General features: G+C 73.7%; 13 protein-coding genes and 1 pseudogene. 9 read left to right on the forward strand and 5 right to left on the reverse strand.

Features of this window, described 5'->3' with window-relative positions; genetic code table 11:
* Positions 1-2,772 (reverse strand): DEAD/DEAH box helicase (locus BG482_RS26410; RefSeq protein ID WP_107450756.1); only part of this gene is annotated, 2,772 nt, incomplete at its 3' end.
* A gap of 512 nt (positions 2,773-3,284) precedes the next feature.
* On the opposite strand from BG482_RS26410, the gene BG482_RS26415 reads away from it, so the two are divergent.
* Positions 3,285-4,028 (forward strand): ferritin-like fold-containing protein, encoded by a 744-nt coding sequence (locus tag BG482_RS26415; protein ID WP_069771642.1) that lies wholly within the window; start codon positions 3,285-3,287, stop codon positions 4,026-4,028.
* Positions 4,029-4,176: 148 nt separating this feature from the next.
* Here BG482_RS26415 and BG482_RS26420 read toward each other — a convergent pair whose 3' ends face one another.
* The 4 genes from BG482_RS26420 to BG482_RS26435 all read right to left on the reverse strand — a co-directional run bounded on the left by BG482_RS26420 (position 4,177) and on the right by BG482_RS26435 (position 6,040).
* Entirely contained in the window at positions 4,177-4,446 is a 270-nt protein-coding gene (locus BG482_RS26420; RefSeq protein WP_069771707.1) for a hypothetical protein, read from the reverse strand.
* A 178-nt stretch (positions 4,447-4,624) separates the two neighbouring features.
* On the reverse strand, positions 4,625-4,852 hold the full coding sequence (locus BG482_RS26425) for a DUF3107 domain-containing protein (RefSeq protein WP_020130831.1): 228 nt from the start codon (positions 4,850-4,852) through the stop codon (positions 4,625-4,627).
* A gap of 147 nt (positions 4,853-4,999) precedes the next feature.
* Positions 5,000-5,641 carry a TetR/AcrR family transcriptional regulator gene (locus BG482_RS26430; RefSeq protein WP_069771643.1) on the reverse strand — a complete coding sequence of 214 codons (642 nt, stop codon included), beginning with the start codon at positions 5,639-5,641 and terminating at the stop codon, positions 5,000-5,002.
* A 180-nt stretch (positions 5,642-5,821) separates the two neighbouring features.
* Entirely contained in the window at positions 5,822-6,040 is a 219-nt protein-coding gene (locus tag BG482_RS26435) for a hypothetical protein (protein WP_069771644.1), read from the reverse strand.
* 238 nt (positions 6,041-6,278) lie between these two features.
* Between BG482_RS26435 and BG482_RS26440 the strand changes: the two genes are divergently transcribed.
* From BG482_RS26440 to moeZ, 8 genes and pseudogenes are all read left to right on the forward strand, one after another.
* Positions 6,279-7,250: an alpha/beta fold hydrolase gene (locus tag BG482_RS26440; protein WP_069771645.1), complete on the forward strand. Its 972-nt coding sequence runs from the start codon at positions 6,279-6,281 to the stop codon at positions 7,248-7,250.
* Positions 7,251-7,572: 322 nt separating this feature from the next.
* Complete coding sequence (locus BG482_RS26445) at positions 7,573-8,661, forward strand: DUF3152 domain-containing protein (RefSeq protein WP_069771646.1); 1,089 nt, start codon at positions 7,573-7,575, stop codon at positions 8,659-8,661.
* 154 nt (positions 8,662-8,815) lie between these two features.
* Positions 8,816-9,166, forward strand: a pseudogene (locus BG482_RS26450) (ABC transporter ATP-binding protein); the annotation flags it as partial.
* Between the two features lie 254 nt (positions 9,167-9,420).
* Positions 9,421-11,193 (forward strand): DUF3492 domain-containing protein, encoded by a 1,773-nt coding sequence (locus BG482_RS26455; protein ID WP_069771648.1) that lies wholly within the window; start codon positions 9,421-9,423, stop codon positions 11,191-11,193.
* Positions 11,190-12,386, forward strand: a complete 1,197-nt coding sequence (locus BG482_RS26460; RefSeq protein ID WP_069771649.1) for a hypothetical protein — start codon at positions 11,190-11,192, stop codon at positions 12,384-12,386. Before BG482_RS26455 ends, BG482_RS26460 begins: the two co-directional genes overlap by 4 nt.
* 264 nt (positions 12,387-12,650) lie before the next feature.
* The gene (locus tag BG482_RS26465; protein ID WP_069771650.1) at positions 12,651-13,613 is read left to right on the forward strand and encodes an NAD(P)-dependent oxidoreductase; all 963 of its coding nucleotides are present in this window, start codon (positions 12,651-12,653) and stop codon (positions 13,611-13,613) included.
* Positions 13,601-14,350 (forward strand): spherulation-specific family 4 protein, encoded by a 750-nt coding sequence (locus tag BG482_RS26470; RefSeq protein WP_069771651.1) that lies wholly within the window; start codon positions 13,601-13,603, stop codon positions 14,348-14,350. The genes BG482_RS26465 and BG482_RS26470 overlap by 13 nt, the downstream gene beginning before the upstream one ends.
* Positions 14,351-14,413: 63 nt before the next feature.
* Entirely contained in the window at positions 14,414-15,592 is a 1,179-nt protein-coding gene (gene moeZ / locus BG482_RS26475) for an adenylyltransferase/sulfurtransferase MoeZ (protein WP_069771652.1), read from the forward strand.
* Positions 15,593-15,634: the final 42 nt, after the last annotated feature.

The raw sequence follows: 15,634 nt of genomic DNA on the forward strand, positions 1-15,634 counted from the left end.
GTCCACGGCGGCCGCGGCTTCGGCCTCGGCGGGTGCCGGGGCGGTGGCGGCGGTCTTGCGGGCGCGGCGCGGCTTGGCGGGTTCCGCTTCCTGGGTGGCCTGGGCCGGGATCTCGGCGGTGGTGGCCGTCGTCTCGGGCTGGGCCGCCTTGCGGGTGGTGCGGCGGCGCGGCTTGGCCTCCGTGCCCTCGGCCGTGTCGACCGTGCTCTCCGCGGCCACCGCGGTCTTGCGGGTCCGGCGCGGCTTGGCCACGACGGCCTCGGCGACCGGCTCGGCCTCCGCCTCCGTCGCCTTGACGGCCGCGGCGGCGGACTTGCGGGTGCGGCGCGGCTTGGCCTCCGTGCCCTCGGCCGTGTCGACCGCGGTCACGGCCTCGGCCGGAGCCGCCGCCGCTGCCTTACGCGTGCGGCGCGGCTTGGCCTCGGCTGCCGGAGCCTCGACCGCCTCCGGGGTCTGCGCGGTGACCGCCGTCGCCGCCGCGGCCTTGCGCGTGCGGCGCGGCTTGGCCTCGACGGCCTCCACGACCTCGGCCGTCTCCACGGTGGCCACCGCCGGGGCGGCGGCCTTGCGGGTGGTGCGGCGGCGCGGCTTGGCCTCCGTGCCCTCCGCCGTGTCCACGGCGGCCGCGGCTTCGGCCTCGGCGGGTGCCGGGGCGGTGGCGGCGGTCTTGCGGGCGCGGCGCGGCTTGGCGGGTTCCGCTTCCTGGGTGGCCTGGGCCGGGATCTCGGCGGTGGTGGCCGTCGTCTCGGGCTGGGCCGCCTTGCGGGTGGTGCGGCGGCGCGGCTTGGCCTCCGTGCCCTCGGCCGTGTCGACGGCGGTCGCGGCCTCGGCCGGAGCCGTCGTCGCTGCCTTACGGGTGCGGCGCGGCTTGACCTCGGCTGCCGGGGCGTCGACGGTCTCGACCGCGACGGTCTCGACCGCGGCGACGGCCTCGGTCTCGGCCACAGCAGCCGTCGCCTTGCGGGTGCGGCGGCGCGGCTTGGTCTGCGTGCTCTCCGCGGCTTCGGCCGTGTCGACGACGGCCTCGGCCGCGGGGGCCTCGGCGGTGGGCAGCTCCGTCACGGTCGCGGGCGCGGCCTCGGCGGTCTTGCGGGTCCTGCGGCGGCGCGGCGTGGCCGAAGCCTGCGTCGCGTCCTCCGCGGGGATGCTCGCGGTGTCCAGGGCCGGGCTCTCCACCGTCGCCACGGCGGCCGCGGCGGCCTCGGCGACGGGGGCGGCGGCGGCGCTCGTCGCGGTCGTCGCGGCGATCTCCGGCGCGGACCCGTTGCGGGTACGACGACGGCGGCGCGGGGTGCGCGGGCCGGCCGACTCCTCCGCCACGGTCACGGGCGTCTGCTCGGCCAGGGGAGCCTGCTCGGCAGCGGCGGTCCCGGTGGGTGCGGCCGTCGCGTCGAGGGGAGAGCCGTTGCGGGTACGACGGCGACGACGCGGTGTGCGCGCCGAACGCTCACGCTCGTCGGAGCGCTCTGCGGGCCGCTCGCCGGAACGCGACTCGCTCCGGCCGCCCCGGTCGCCACGGCCGCCGCGGTCGCGGCCGCCCCGGTCACCGCGGTCGCCGCGACCGCGTGCGTTGCGGCCGCCCGGCTCGCCCAGGTCCTCGAGCTCCTCGGCGTCGAGCCCGGCGCGGGTGCGCTCCGCGCGCGGCAGGATGCCCTTGGTGCCGGCCGGGATGCCGAGCTCCTCGTAGAAGTGCGGGGAGGTGGAGTACGTCTCCGGCGGGTCGCTGAAGTCGAGCTCCAGCGCCTTGTTGATGAGCTGCCAGCGCGGGATGTCGTCCCAGTCGACCAGGGTGATCGCGATGCCCTTGGCGCCCGCGCGGCCGGTGCGGCCGATGCGGTGCAGGTACGTCTTCTCGTCCTCGGGGGACTGGTAGTTGATGACGTGGGTGACACCCTCGACGTCGATGCCGCGGGCGGCGACGTCGGTGCAGACGAGGACGTCGACCTTGCCGTTGCGGAAGGCGCGCAGCGCCTGCTCGCGGGCGCCCTGGCCGAGGTCGCCGTGGACCGCGCCGGAGGCGAAGCCGCGCTGCTGGAGCTGGTCGGCGAGGTCGGCCGCGGTGCGCTTGGTACGGCAGAACACCATGACCAGGCCGCGGCCCTCGGCCTGCAGGATGCGCGCGACCATCTCGGGCTTGTCCATGTTGTGCGCGCGGTACACGTGCTGCTTGGTGTTCGCCACGGTCCGGCCGGCGTCGTCGGGCGACGTGGCGTTGATGTGCGTGGGCTGCGACATGTAGCGGCGCGCGAGACTGATGACGGCGCCCGGCATGGTCGCCGAGAACAGCATGGTCTGGCGCTTCGCCGGCAGCATGTTGATGATCTTCTCGACGTCGGGCAGGAAGCCCAGGTCGAGCATCTCGTCGGCCTCGTCGAGGACGAGGGACCTGATGTGCTTGAGGTCGAGCTTGCGCTGGCCCGCGAGGTCCAGCAGCCGGCCCGGGGTGCCGACGACGACGTCGACGCCCTTCTTCAGGGCCTCGACCTGCGGCTCGTAGGCGCGGCCGCCGTAGATGGCGAGGACGCGCACGTTACGGACCTTGCCGGCGGTCAGCAGGTCGTTGGTGACCTGCGTGCAGAGCTCGCGCGTGGGGACGACGACGAGCGCCTGCGGGGCGTCCGTGAGGGACTCGGGCGCGGCGCGGCCGGCCTCGACGTCGGCGGGGACCGTCACGCGCTCGAGGAGCGGGAGGCCGAAGCCCAGCGTCTTGCCGGTGCCGGTCTTGGCCTGTCCGATGACGTCCGAGCCCGACAGGGCCACGGGGAGCGTCATCTCCTGGATGGGGAAGGCGGTGGTGATGCCGACGGCCTCAAGGGCCTCGGCGGTCTCGGAAAGGATTCCGAGCTCTCGAAACGTCGTAGTCAGGGTGCTGCCTCTTCTGTGTGCGCGGTGCGAGGCGAGCGCGGGGGTCTTTGACGGACCGTGCCGGGGACGTCGGCGGCCTTACGGGCGAGCCGTGAAGGGCAAGCCGTTCGGCACGGGACCACTGCCGACGCTCTAGCGCTCGTACCGCTGGAGGGTGTCCCTCTGGCCGGCGTACGCAATGTGCCGTACGAGCCATGAGGGCTGTCGGGTCGGAGCCGATCGGGCCACCGACCGGGCATCCTCATACGTGCGGCCCGTCGAATATTCGGCAGGCGCATTACCACCATACCCCGGAATCGTGCACATGTGATGGCCGATTCGGTCACGTTGTGGTTGTCACAACGCCGGGGCCGGTCCCGTACGTCTTCGTTGTCACACTGACTGACCAGGGACTTCCACCGCGCGGGGAGCGGGCTATTGTGCGCTTCATGACGACCTCTGACAAGCCCGAGAACACTGCCGCCGCAACCGGGATCGCCGCCCAGGACTGGGCGACGGCCTCCGCCGACCCGCAGTACCGGGCCGCCGTCGTGGACTTGCTGGGTGCGCTGGCGTACGGCGAGCTGGCGGCGTTCGAGCGGCTCGCGGAGGACGCCAAGCTGGCGCCCACGCTGGAGGACAAGGCGGAGCTGGCGAAGATGGCGTCGGCCGAGTTCCACCACTTCGAGCGGTTGCGCGACCGGCTCACGGAAATCGGTGAAGGGCCGACGGTGGCGATGGAGCCGTTCGTCGCCGCGCTGGACGGCTTCCACAAGCAGACGGCCCCGTCGGACTGGCTGGAGGGCCTGGTCAAGGCGTACGTCGGCGACTCGATCGCCAGTGACTTCTACCGGGAGGTCGCGGCGCGGCTGGACGGCGACACACGGGGCCTGGTGCTGGCGGTGCTCGACGACACCGGCCACGCCGGTTTCGCCGTGGACCGGGTGCGGGGGGCGATCGACGCGGACCCGCGCGTGGGCGGTCGGCTCGCCCTGTGGGCGCGTCGGCTGATGGGCGAGGCCCTGTCGCAGTCCCAGCGGGTGGTCGCGGACCGCGACGCGCTGTCGACGATGCTGGTGGGCGGGGTGGCGGACGGCTTCGACCTCGCCGAGGTGGGCCGGATGTTCTCCCGCATCACCGAGGCGCACACCAAGCGGATGGCCGCGCTGGGGCTGGCCGCCTAGGGGCCGTGCTCACCGGGGCCGGCGTAGGGCCGGTGGGTGTGCTCGTGGACCGGGGCGGTTCCCCGGGGACTGTGCGGCGCGCTCACCGTCACCGATCTGGTGGCGCGCTCCTGCACCCCGGTCGCGCGTTCATGGACCGGCGCCGGGCCTACGCCGGCGCTGATCGTCGCCGGCGCAGGCCGGCCGGGCGCAGCAGGAGCGAGAGCGAGGCGGCGGAGACGATCGCCGCGCCGAGGAGGCTCGGCAGGGCCGATCCGGGGCCGAGTGCGCTGTGGGTGACGAAGTCGCCGAACAGGGCTCCCGCAACGCCCGTCGCGTAGACGAGGGTGTGGACCGGCAGGCGGTGGGACAGGCGGGTGACCGCCGCCCACGCGAGCACGACACCGAGCACAGTGGAGCCGAGCGCTTCCAAGATCATGTAGGTCCCTCCCAGACGGCGGGGCTGTGCACCGTGGTCGTAGCCCGTCATACCCGTGACCTGCGAAATGCAATCCTCCTTCGAGGGGGCTCGTACGCGCACGGGGAACGTACCCGGACCGCGAACGCGGGAGGGCCCGACGACCACTCGGTCGTCGGGCCCTCCCGCGTTCGATCGCCTACAGAGCGCCGAAGCCCACCTTGCGCGGGGCGGGCTCGCCCAGCTCGACGTAGGCCAGACGGTCGGCCGGCACCAGGACCTTGCGGCCGTGCTGGTCCACGAGGCTGAGCAGCTGTGACTTCCCGGCCAGGGCCTCGGCCACCACGCGCTCGACCTCCTCGGGAGTCTGACCGCTCTCCAGAACGATCTCGCGAGGCGCGTGCAGCACGCCGATCTTGACCTCCACGGCTATGTCCCTCCGACGGTCACGAGGTGCGCGGGCGTCCGCGCCGTACGCTGCACACATTAGCCCGGTGAGGGGACGTACACGGCGCGGCCGTCCACGCCAGGAGCGAACAGCGGTCGGGAACAAACGGCCGACCGCCCCACGCGGTCAGTGCTGATCGGTTCCGTGCAGCGGGAAACCGGCGATGCCCCGCCAGGCCAGCGAGGCCAGCAACTGGACCGCCTGGTCGCGCGGAACGCTGCGGTCGCTGTGCAGCCAGGAGCGGGCCACGACCTGGGCGAGGCCGCCCAGGCCGGAGGCGAGCAGCATCGACTCCGCGCGCGAGAGGCCGGTGTCCTCGGCGATGACCTCGCAGATCGCCTCGGCGCACTCGGTGGTGACCTTGTCGACCCGCTCGCGCACCGCGGGCTCGTTCGTCAGGTCCGACTCGAAGACCAGGCGGAACGCGCCGCCGTCGTCCTCCACGTACGCGAAGTACGCGTCCATGGTGGCGCGGACGCGCTGCTTGTTGTCGGTCGTCGAGGCGAGCGCGCCGCGCACGGCCTGGATGAGCGACTCGCAGTGCTGGTCCAGCAGAGCCAGGTACAGATCGAGCTTGCCGGGGAAGTGCTGGTAGAGCACCGGCTTGCTGACGCCCGCCCGCTCGGCGATGTCGTCCATCGCGGCCGCGTGATAGCCCTGTGCGACGAAGACTTCCTGGGCGGCGCCCAGCAGCTGGTTCCGTCGGGCACGGCGCGGCAGGCGTGTGCCCCGCGGGCGCGCCGCCTCTGTCTGCTCGATGGCTGTCACGCCGCCTCCCTAAGTCGTCCTCATGCGGTGAGCGCCGCGCCGCCATCGTACTTTTCGGTAACCGTGGCGCGCGCGGTGCGAGCGCAGAATTTCACGGACTGGACGACGACAAAAGCGGTAGATATGGTTTCGAAACATTATGTTCCGGGCATACTCGCGTCCCGTTCCAGCTCAGCGCCGTCAGCGATAGTCCTCCTCGTCGAGCGACACCACGCGTGCCTGTTCGACGAGGTCGGCCTCGTCCGCCCGGGCGGGGTCGACGTCCTCCAGGGAGTCGTCGCGCTCCGGCTTGACGTCCGTGGACTGCTCGGCGGCGTCGTTCTCCGGCGCCTCTACGTCGATCTCCCCGAAGTCGTCGTCCTCTTCGAACGTGCCCGGGTCGGTGGGGTCAACGGACATGGTGGGCTCCCTTCCTGCGAAAGTCCCTGCGGGGTGCAGGGGCCATGAGCGGGTGCCCTCGATACGAGCCTAGGAGACACCCGATCCGGACGCTATGCGATCGCTGTGCAGGGTGCCCCCGTTCAGCGCCGGTATGGCGCCGGTGCGGCAGGGAGCGGCAGCCGCTCGCGGTGCGTCCGGCCCCGCGTGTGACGGCGAACACACAAAGGCGCGTGTGATCGTCTCGTAACATTGCCGCATGTCTTCGACCGAGCTGCCCTCCGTGCCGCCGACAAGTGTGCTGCCGAAGGCGACCGCGGTACGGGTCGCGGAGGGCGAGCGGCTGCGGTCGGTCGGGCTGCCGGGCGTCACGCTGACGGTGCGCTCCAGGCCGCCCGCGCGCGAGGGGCTCCCGCCCGCGCTCTATGTGCACGGGCTGGGCGGCTCCTCGCAGAACTGGTCCGCCCTGATGGCCCTGCTCGACGGGGTCGTGGCGAGCGAGGCCGTCGACCTGCCGGGCTTCGGCGACTCCCCGCCGCCGGACGACGGCAACTACTCCGTCACGGCACACGCGCGTGCCGTGATCCGCTATCTCGACTCCGCCCGACGCGGGCCCGTCCACCTCTTCGGCAACTCCCTCGGCGGCGCCGTGTCCACGCGCGTCGCCGCGGTCCGGCCCGACCTGGTGCGCACCCTGACCCTGGTGTCTCCCGCGCTGCCGGAGCTGAGGGTGCAGCGCACCGCGGTGCCCACGGGGCTGGTCGGACTGCCCGGCGTCGCCGCACTCTTCAGTCGGTTCACCCGGGAGTGGACGGCCGAGCAGCGCGTCCGCGGTGTCATGGCGCTCTGCTACGGCGATCCCGGGAAGGTGAGCCCCGAGGCGTTCCGGCACGCGGTCGAGGAGTTGGAGCGGCGGCTGCAACTGCCCTACTTCTGGGACGCGTTGACGCGCTCCACACGCGGGCTGCTCAGCGCCTACACCCTAGGTGGCCAGCACGGCTTGTGGCGGCAGGCCGAGCGGGTCCTCGCCCCGACGCTCCTCGTCTACGGCGGCCGCGACCAGCTCGTCGGCTTCCGCATGGCGCAGCGGTCCGCCCGCGCTTTCCGCGACTCCCGACTGCTCACCCTGCCGGACGCCGGCCACGTCGCGATGATGGAGTACCCCGAGACGGTCGCGCTGGCCTTCCGGGACCTCCTCGCCGAGACCACGACCGAGACGTCGGGGGGCTGAGGCCGACGTGGGACGCCACAGCCGGCGTGGGCCCGCCCCCAAGGGCGGCGCCGAGGGCTCGTCCGGGGTTCCGTCACAGGGATCAGCGCACAGACCCCCTCAGGGAACCCCGGGGGGACCGGCACAGGGGCCTTCGCAGGGCGACACCAGGGGCGGCCGCGTCCGCGGTCACGACGGCCCTTCGGCGCACGGAACGCCCGGCTTTCCCGACGCGACGCCCGGCCGCGGGGTCCCGCAGGTGCGCGGCGGTCACCCCGAGCAGCGTGAAGCCGGAGGCGGCTGGGGTGAGTTGAGGGAGCGACAGGCGGGTACCGGGCAGCCCGTGATACCGCGTCAACGACCCAACCCCGAGGGCGGCCCGCGTCAGGGCCCCCGCCCGGGCCCGCGTCAGGGCCCCCGACAGGACTACCTCGCCGCCTTCGAGGAGGAGGACGACGACGTCTTCGCGCGCGCCGGGACGCCGTACGCGTCGACGCGCACGCGTGAGGGGAGCCCGCCCGCCTCGGCCGCCGGCGCCCGCACCGTCTCCCGTGGCGCCCACCCGACCGCGTCGGTGGGCCTCGACGTGGCCGACGAGACGGCGTCCGCCGGCGCGCCGGCCCCGGCCAAGGGCGCCAAGGGACGGACGTTCACCGGCATCGCGGCCGCCGCCGTCACCACGGTGCTGGCCGTCGTGGTGGCCGGGCAGGTCGCCGACGGGCGGGACGACACCGTCCGCCCGCAGGCCGCGGTCGATCGGGCGGGCGTCGCGGGCGGCACCGCGCGCAGGGACGACCGGCCCACCCCTTCGGCGTCCACCGGCGCGATCCCGCTCACCTACGCGCAGCGGATGGCCGTCAGGTATCCCCTCGGCGCCAGGCTCAAGGGGTCGGGCCGGTTCGACGCGGTCGCGGGCGTCGCCAAGGCGCCCGGCAAGGGCCGGAAGTACACCTACCGCGTGGACGTGGAGCAGGGCCTCGGACTCGACGGCGCGCTCTTCGCCGAAGCCGTGCAGCAGACGCTCAACGACGACCGCAGCTGGGCGCACGGCGGTGCGCGTACCTTCGAGCGCATCCACTCGGGCAAACCCGACTTCGTCGTCACGCTCGCCAGTCCGGGCACCACCGCCGTCTGGTGCGCCAAGTCGGGTCTGGACACCACCGAGGACAACGTCTCCTGCGACTCGGCCTCCACCGAGCGCGTGATGATCAACGCCTACCGATGGGCGCAGGGCTCGAAGACCTTCGGCGACGAGATGTACGCCTACCGGCAGATGCTGATCAATCACGAGGTCGGTCACCGTCTCGGCTTCGGCCACGTCTCCTGCGACAAGGACGGCGAGCTCGCGCCGGTCATGCAGCAGCAGACGAAATTCCTCGACCACGACGGGATCCACTGTCTGCCCAACCCCTGGGCCTTCCCCGGAAGTTGACGCGCAGAAAGTTCGAGGCCGGCATGGGGCTGCTGCTGGTCACCCATGACGTGGGCGTCGACGACGTGCTGGTGATGCGGCACGGGCGGCTGGTCGAACAGGGACCTGCGGGAACCGTCCTGGGGGCCCCGCGTACGACTACACCCGTGAACTGCTCGCGGCCGACCCGCGGGTCATCGTCTGCGACGAGCCGGTCTCGGCGCTCGACGTGACGACCCAGGCCCAGGTCGTCGCCCTGCTCGGTGAGCTCCAGCGTGAGCTCGGGCTCGCCCTGGTCTTCGTCGCCCACGACCTGGCCGTGGTGCGCCAGGTCAGCGACCGGGCCGCGGTGATGCGGCAGGGCCGGGTCGTCGAGGAGGGACCGGCCGACGAGGTGTACGAGTCGCCGCGGGACCCGTACACCCGGCGGCTGTTGGCCGCCGTGCCGGCGCTCGCCCCCGCGGTCGCGGCCCGGCGGCGTGCTCGGCGACGGAGCGCGCGGCGACGGGAGCCCGCCCCGACCTGACCGCGCCGTGCGGGCCGCGGCGGAGCGTGACGTCCGGGCGTGACGTAATGTCCGGGCGTGGCGTAACGTTTCGCGGTCGGATGATCTCCTAGCGCGACAGAACGCGACCTGCACGGGAAAGTTACGTCCGTTCACCCCTTTTGGTGGTGCGATGGACAACCGTCCGTCGTACCACCGCCTTGTCCGCATACGTTCGTCCCGCTGCGAGCCGCCGGGTCAACGGCGGCTCCCCAAACGGGAGATCGGGGACGCGCGTGCGCATCGGACTGCTTACGGAGGGTGGCTATCCGTATGTGAGCGGTGACGCCGGGGTCTGGTGCGACCGGCTCGTGCGCGGGCTCGGGCAGCACCGGTTCGACGTCTACGCGCTCAGCCGGGCCGAACACCAGGAGGAAGCGGGCTGGGTCGCGCTTCCGCCGCAGGTCGGCCGGGTGCGCACGGCGCCCCTGTGGAGGGCCGAGGAGGACGGGGTCGCCTACGGGCGGCGCGCGCGCCGGCGTTTCGCGGAGTGCTACGAGGAGTTGGCGGCCGTCCTGTGCGAGGGCGGGTCCCCGGAGGCGACTGCCCCTGCCGGAGTCGGTGCCACCGCTCAGGCGGACCGTTTCGCCAATGCGCTGTACGGCCTCGCCGAGCTCGCCCGGGACGAAGGCGGCCTCGTGGGGGCGCTCCGTTCCGAGGGCGCGGTGCGCGCCCTGGAGGGCGCCTGTCGCGCGCCCGGCGCGCTGCGCACGGCGCGCGAGGCGCGCGTGCCCGATCTGCTCGCCGCCGCGGCCCACCTCGAACGCGCACTGCGCCCCCTCTCGCTCGACTGGTACGACGACCAGGGCGGCGACGAGGGCGAGGGCCTCGCCTCCGTCGACCTGTGCCACGCCACGTCCGGCGGCGCGGCGGCCCTGCCCGGGCTGCTCGCCCGGCACTTCTTCGCTGTGCCGCTGCTGGTGACCGAGTACGGGGTACGGCTGCGCACGCACTACCTGAGCGCGGGCGGCCCCCCGTCGCCGACGGGCGACGGGAGCATGCCTTCCGCCGAGGCCGCACCCGCCGTGCGCGCCCTGCTGGCCGCCTTCCACGGCCGGCTCGCGGCAGAGGTCTACCGGCAGGCCGCCTGTGTCACGCCGGGCAATGCACACGCCCGCCGCTGGCAGGAGCGCTGCGGCGCCGACCGCGCCAAACTGCGCACCGTGTACCCCGGGATGGAGGCGTCCCGCTTCGCAGAGGTGGGCGACGCCCCGGACACGGCCGACCCGTACACCCTCGTCTGGGTGGGCCGGGTGGAGCCGGCGAAGGACCTGGTCTCCCTGCTGCACGCCTTCGCCGAGGTCCGCAAGGAGGAGCCCAGAGCTCGCCTGCGGATCGTCGGCGCCGGGGCCGGCGCGGAGGGCCGGGCCTACCTCGGCCACTGCCGGATGCTGGCCGCGCAGCTCTTCCCCGACGAGGCGGACGGACCGCACTGCGTCGGCGACAACCCGGTCTCCTTCGCGGAGGTCGGCGACCCGGAGGCCCCCACCCTCGCCGACGTGTACGCGGCCGGCGCGGTGGTCGTGCTGTCCAGCGTCGTCGAAGGTTTCCCGGTCGGCCTGGTCGAGGCGATGTTCTGTGGCCGCGCGACCGTGTCCACCGACGTGGGCGCGGTGGTCGAGGTCATCGGCGGCACGGGACTGGTCGTCCCGCCGCGCAATCCGCGGGCGCTCGCCGAGACGTGCGGGGCGCTGCTGCGCGACCCCGAGCGGCGTGCGCGCCTGGGCGCGGCCGCGCGCGCTCGCGCCCTCGAACTGTTCACCGTCGAGCAGAACGTGGCGGCGTTCCACGGCATCTACCTGGAGCTCGTCTCCCGGGCCCCGGTGAGCCCGTACGTCTTCGACGACGACGGCGAGCCCCGGCCGTTCGCCGTCCCGGCCGAGGCGCGGCTGCCGGGCCTGTGGATCGACCTGGCCGCGCGAGGCGCCGCCCGGCAGGGCCCGCCCAGGACGGTGGGGCCGCCGGCCCGGGAGGCCTCGCCGGTCGCCGCCACGGAGGGAGCACGATGAGCGGGCTCGGCGAACTGGACCGGCCCGGGGCGCCGGGCGGCCCCGCGGCGCGCTCCGACGCGGGCACCGGCCCCGACGGCCGCGGGCCGGGTGTGTCCCGCCGTGGGGCGGCGGACCCGGTGAAGGCCCTGATGCACCGTCATCGCGAGCTGTGCGAACGGGCCGTCGATCCCCTGGAGATCGCGGCGGGTCTGGAGGCGCACGGGGTCACCGACCGCACCGCCGCGCGCTTCCGGCACCGGGACGTCTTCTCCCTCGCCGAGGAGATGTACGCCCGCGTGCCCCGTGACGCCGACGCGCCCCCGCCCGCCGCACCCACAGCCCTTCCCCGGCCCCGACCGGACTGGGCGCTGCTCACCCTCCTGCCGGGGGTCCTGTGCGCCGCGGCCCTGACCGGCGTACGCCTCACCGACGGGCGGACCAGCCTGCTCGTCGCCGCAGCGGGCCTCCTCGCCGTGGTGCTCGCCGTCCACGCGGCGCTGCGCCGGGGCCCGCTCAGCGGGCACCGGCGCGCCCACCAGGGCCTGCAGCGGACCGAAGCCTGGACCTGCTGGCTCATCGGGTACGCCGCTCTGGGCGACGGCCTGCTGCGTGCCGCCGTCCACGGTGGCCCCGACGCCCTGCCCGACGGTACGGCGGGCGGCCCCTGGCCCTTCGCCGCCGCCTCCCTGCTGACCCTCGCTCTGGCCTGCGCGCCCGCGGCCTGGAGCGCCCACTTCCTCGCCGTGCAGGCCCGCCGCCGTCTGAACTCCAGCCGTGGCCTGGAGGAGTTCGCGGCGGGTGTGCAGCCGCTGCTGCTCGCCGCCCTCGCCCTGTTCCTGTGCGCGCTCACCGCCCTGACCGCCCTCTGCGCCACGGTTCTGGGTGAGCCCGCCGACTACGCCCCGATCCTCACCCTGGGCGCCCTCCTCTTCCTCGCCCGCCTTCTCACCGTGCACGGCTTCGCCCACGTCCCGGCCGTCGTCATCGCGGCCGTCGGCGCGGCGGAGGTGCTCGCCCCGGCCACCGTCTTCGCGGGCCGCCTGCCCGAATGCGGCTTCCTGGCCACCCCCGTGGAGAGCCTCATGTCCGCCTGGGGGCCGGCCGGCGTCCCCTCCCTCGTCTGCGCGAGCGCCGCCCTGATCCTGCTCATCCACGCGACCCGCACGCTGACCAGGGCCTCCGCCCACGTCCGAACGGACCAGCCGTGCTGAACCGAGTCCGCCATCGCCCGCACCTCCGGCCGCCTCGCGCGACGCAGCCCCCACCGTGCCCCGAGGGCACGACGCGCGCGTGTCTCCACCCGGCCGCAACCCACCGCAACACCCTCGAAGGAGAGACCAGATGACCACCTCCCGATCCGGAGCGACCGGTGCCACCGGTGCCACCGGGGCACCCGAGGTCGCCGGAGCACACGGGGTGACCGGAGCCCCCGCGGCCCCCGCTTCCGCCGCGACGCACACCCCGGGAGCCGCACGATGAGGGTCCTGCTGATCGGAGCCAACGGTTACCTCGGCCGCTTCGTCGCCGATCGTCTGCTCGCCGACCCGGCCGTCCAGCTCACCGCGCTCGGCCGCGGCGACGACGCCGACGTCCGCTTCGACCTCGCGTCCGGCAGCCCCGGCGCGCTCACCCGGTTCCTCGACGCGGTCCACCCCCAGGTCGTCGTCAACTGTGCGGGCACCACCCGCGGCGGCGCCCGCGAACTCACCCGGCACAACACCGTCGCCGTCGCCACCGTCTGCGAGGCCCTGCGCCGCAGCGGCTGCGGCGCCCGGCTGGTGCAGATCGGCTGCGGCGCCGAGTACGGCCCGAGCCAGCCCGGCTCCTCCACCGCCGAGGACGCCGTGCCCCGCCCCGGCGGCCCGTACGGCGTCAGCAAACTCGCCGCAACCGAACTCGTCCTCGGCTCCGGCCTGGACGCCGTCGTGCTCCGGGTGTTCTCGCCCGCGGGACCCGGCACGCCCGCCGGCTCCCCGCTGGGCCGGCTCGCCGAGGCCATGCGCCGCGCGATGCAGTCCGGCGACGGCGAGCTCAAGCTCGGCGGCCTCGGCGTCCAGCGCGACTTCATCGACGTCCGGGACGTCGCCCGCGCCGTGCACGCGGCCTCCCTCTCCGCCGCGCAGGGCGTCATCAACATCGGCTCGGGCCGCGCCGTCCGGCTGCGGGACGCGGCCGCGGTCCTCGCGCGCGTGGCCGGGTACGGCGGCGCCCTCCACGAACTCGACGGCCCGCCCGGCGGCCACCTCAGGAGCGCCATCGGCCATCCCCGACTCGAATCCGACCACGCCGGGCCGGTCGCGTACCCGTATCCGGACGGCTGCGGCAGCTGGCAGCAGGCCGATGTCCGCACGGCCCGGGACCGGCTCGGCTGGCGGCCCCGCATCAACCTCGAGGAGTCCCTGGCCGACATCTGGATGGAGGCGGCATGTCGTATCTGACCGGAACACCGGCGGGCACCGCGAGCGCCGGGACCACCGGCGTCCGCACCGGCCTCGGCGTCCCGGGCCTCGCGCACCCCCTCCTCGCGCCGGCCGAGTGGGCCGAGCTCACCCGCCCCGGCCGGCCGCTGCACTGGGTGGTCCTCGACGTCGCCGACGGGCCCGGCGTCCGGCCCGACCCGCGCTGCCTGGAATCCGCGGGCCGTCTGCGCAACGCGGGCGTCCGCGTCCTCGGACGCCTCGACCTCCGCCACGGCGCCCGCGCCTTCGCCGAGGTCGTCTCCGACGCGCGGCGTCACCTCGACTGGTACCAGGTCGACGGCTTTCTCCTCGACCACTGTCCGGCCGAGCGCGCCGCGCTCCCCGCGGTGCGCCGTACGGCCGACACCCTCCGGACGCTCCATGGCACACCCCACCTCGTCCTCGGACACGGAACCCACCCGTACCCCGGCTACGCCGAGCACGCCGACCAGTTGGTCACCTTCCGCGGCCCCTGGAACGACTACCGCTGGTCGCAGGTGGCGGAATGGACCGCCGAGCATCCGCCCGAGCGCTTCTGCCACCTCGTGCACGGGGTGCCGCGCTGTCATCTGGACGAGGCGCTGCGCATCGCCCGCTGGCAGGGCGCGGGGACGATCTGGTTCACCGACGGCGCGGGCCTGGCCGACCCCTGGGAGACCATGCCCGGCTACTGGGACGAAATCGTCTCGCGCATTGGAACAGGTGTCTCGGAATGAAGAAGGCCGTGGCAGTGTTACGGGGAGAACAACTGTAGTGATCGACCGACCAACGGAGTCCCCGTGTCGCTGCCACCCCTGGTCGAGCCAGCCTCTGAGCTCACCGTAGACGAGGTCCGACGGTACTCCCGCCACCTGATCATCCCCGATGTGGGGATGGACGGGCAGAAGCGGCTGAAGAACGCCAAGGTGCTCTGTGTCGGCGCCGGCGGCCTGGGCTCGCCGGCGCTGATGTACCTGGCCGCGGCGGGCGTGGGCACGCTCGGCATCGTGGAGTTCGACGAGGTCGACGAGTCGAACCTCCAGCGGCAGATCATCCACAGCCAGGCCGACATCGGCCGTTCGAAGGCCGCGTCCGCCCGCGACTCCGTTCTCGGCATCAACCCGTACGTGAACGTGGTCCTTCACGAAGAGCGGCTCGAAGCCGAGAACGTGATGGAGATCTTCGCTCAGTACGACCTGATCGTCGACGGCACGGACAACTTCGCGACCCGCTACCTGGTCAACGACGCGTGCGTGCTGCTCAACAAGCCGTACGTGTGGGGCTCGATCTACCGCTTCGACGGACAGGCCTCGGTCTTCTGGTCCGAGCACGGTCCCTGCTACCGCTGCCTGTACCCGGAGCCCCCGCCCCCCGGCATGGTCCCCTCCTGCGCCGAGGGCGGCGTCCTGGGCGTGCTGTGCGCGTCCATCGGCTCCATCCAGGTCAACGAGGCCATCAAACTCCTCGCGGGCATCGGTGAGCCGCTCGTCGGCCGCCTGATGATCTACGACGCCCTGGAGATGCAGTACCGGCAGGTCAAGGTCCGCAAGGACCCCGACTGCGCGGTCTGCGGCGAGAACCCGACCGTCACCGAGCTCATCGACTACGAGGCCTTCTGCGGCGTCGTCTCCGAGGAGGCCCAGCAGGCGGCGGCCGGCGCCACGATCACTCCCAAGCAGCTCAAGGAGTGGATCGACGACGGCGAGAACATCGAGATCATCGACGTCCGCGAGCCGAACGAGTACGAGATCGTCTCCATCCCGGGCGCCAAGCTGATCCCGAAGAACGAGTTCCTGATGGGCACCGCCCTGGAGGGTCTGCCGCAGGACAAGAAGATCGTCTTGCACTGCAAGACAGGTGTCCGCAGTGCGGAAGTCCTCGCCGTGCTGAAGGCCGCGGGCTTCTCGGACGCCGTGCACGTCGGCGGTGGCGTGATCGGCTGGGTCCACCAGATCGAGCCGAGCAAGCCCGTCTACTGACGGAGCCGTCAGCTCCGCCCACCGGGTCGCCCGGTCGGATCG

Source organism: Streptomyces sp. LUP30 (assembly GCF_001746365.1).
Lineage (GTDB): Bacteria > Actinomycetota > Actinomycetes > Streptomycetales > Streptomycetaceae > Streptomyces.

What these genes read in the sequence shown, in the direction of transcription:
- BG482_RS26420 (WP_069771707.1), bottom strand. Translation starts at nt 4,446, where the DNA reads ATGATCTTGGAAGCGCTCGGCTCCACTGTGCTCGGTGTCGTGCTCGCG.
- BG482_RS26435 (WP_069771644.1), bottom strand. Translation starts at nt 6,040, where the DNA reads ATGTCCGTTGACCCCACCGACCCGGGCACGTTCGAAGAGGACGACGAC.
- BG482_RS26440 (WP_069771645.1), top strand. Translation starts at nt 6,279, where the DNA reads ATGTCTTCGACCGAGCTGCCCTCCGTGCCGCCGACAAGTGTGCTGCCG.
- BG482_RS26460 (WP_069771649.1), top strand. Translation starts at nt 11,190, where the DNA reads ATGAGCGGGCTCGGCGAACTGGACCGGCCCGGGGCGCCGGGCGGCCCC.
- BG482_RS26465 (WP_069771650.1), top strand. Translation starts at nt 12,651, where the DNA reads ATGAGGGTCCTGCTGATCGGAGCCAACGGTTACCTCGGCCGCTTCGTC.
- BG482_RS26470 (WP_069771651.1), top strand. Translation starts at nt 13,601, where the DNA reads ATGTCGTATCTGACCGGAACACCGGCGGGCACCGCGAGCGCCGGGACC.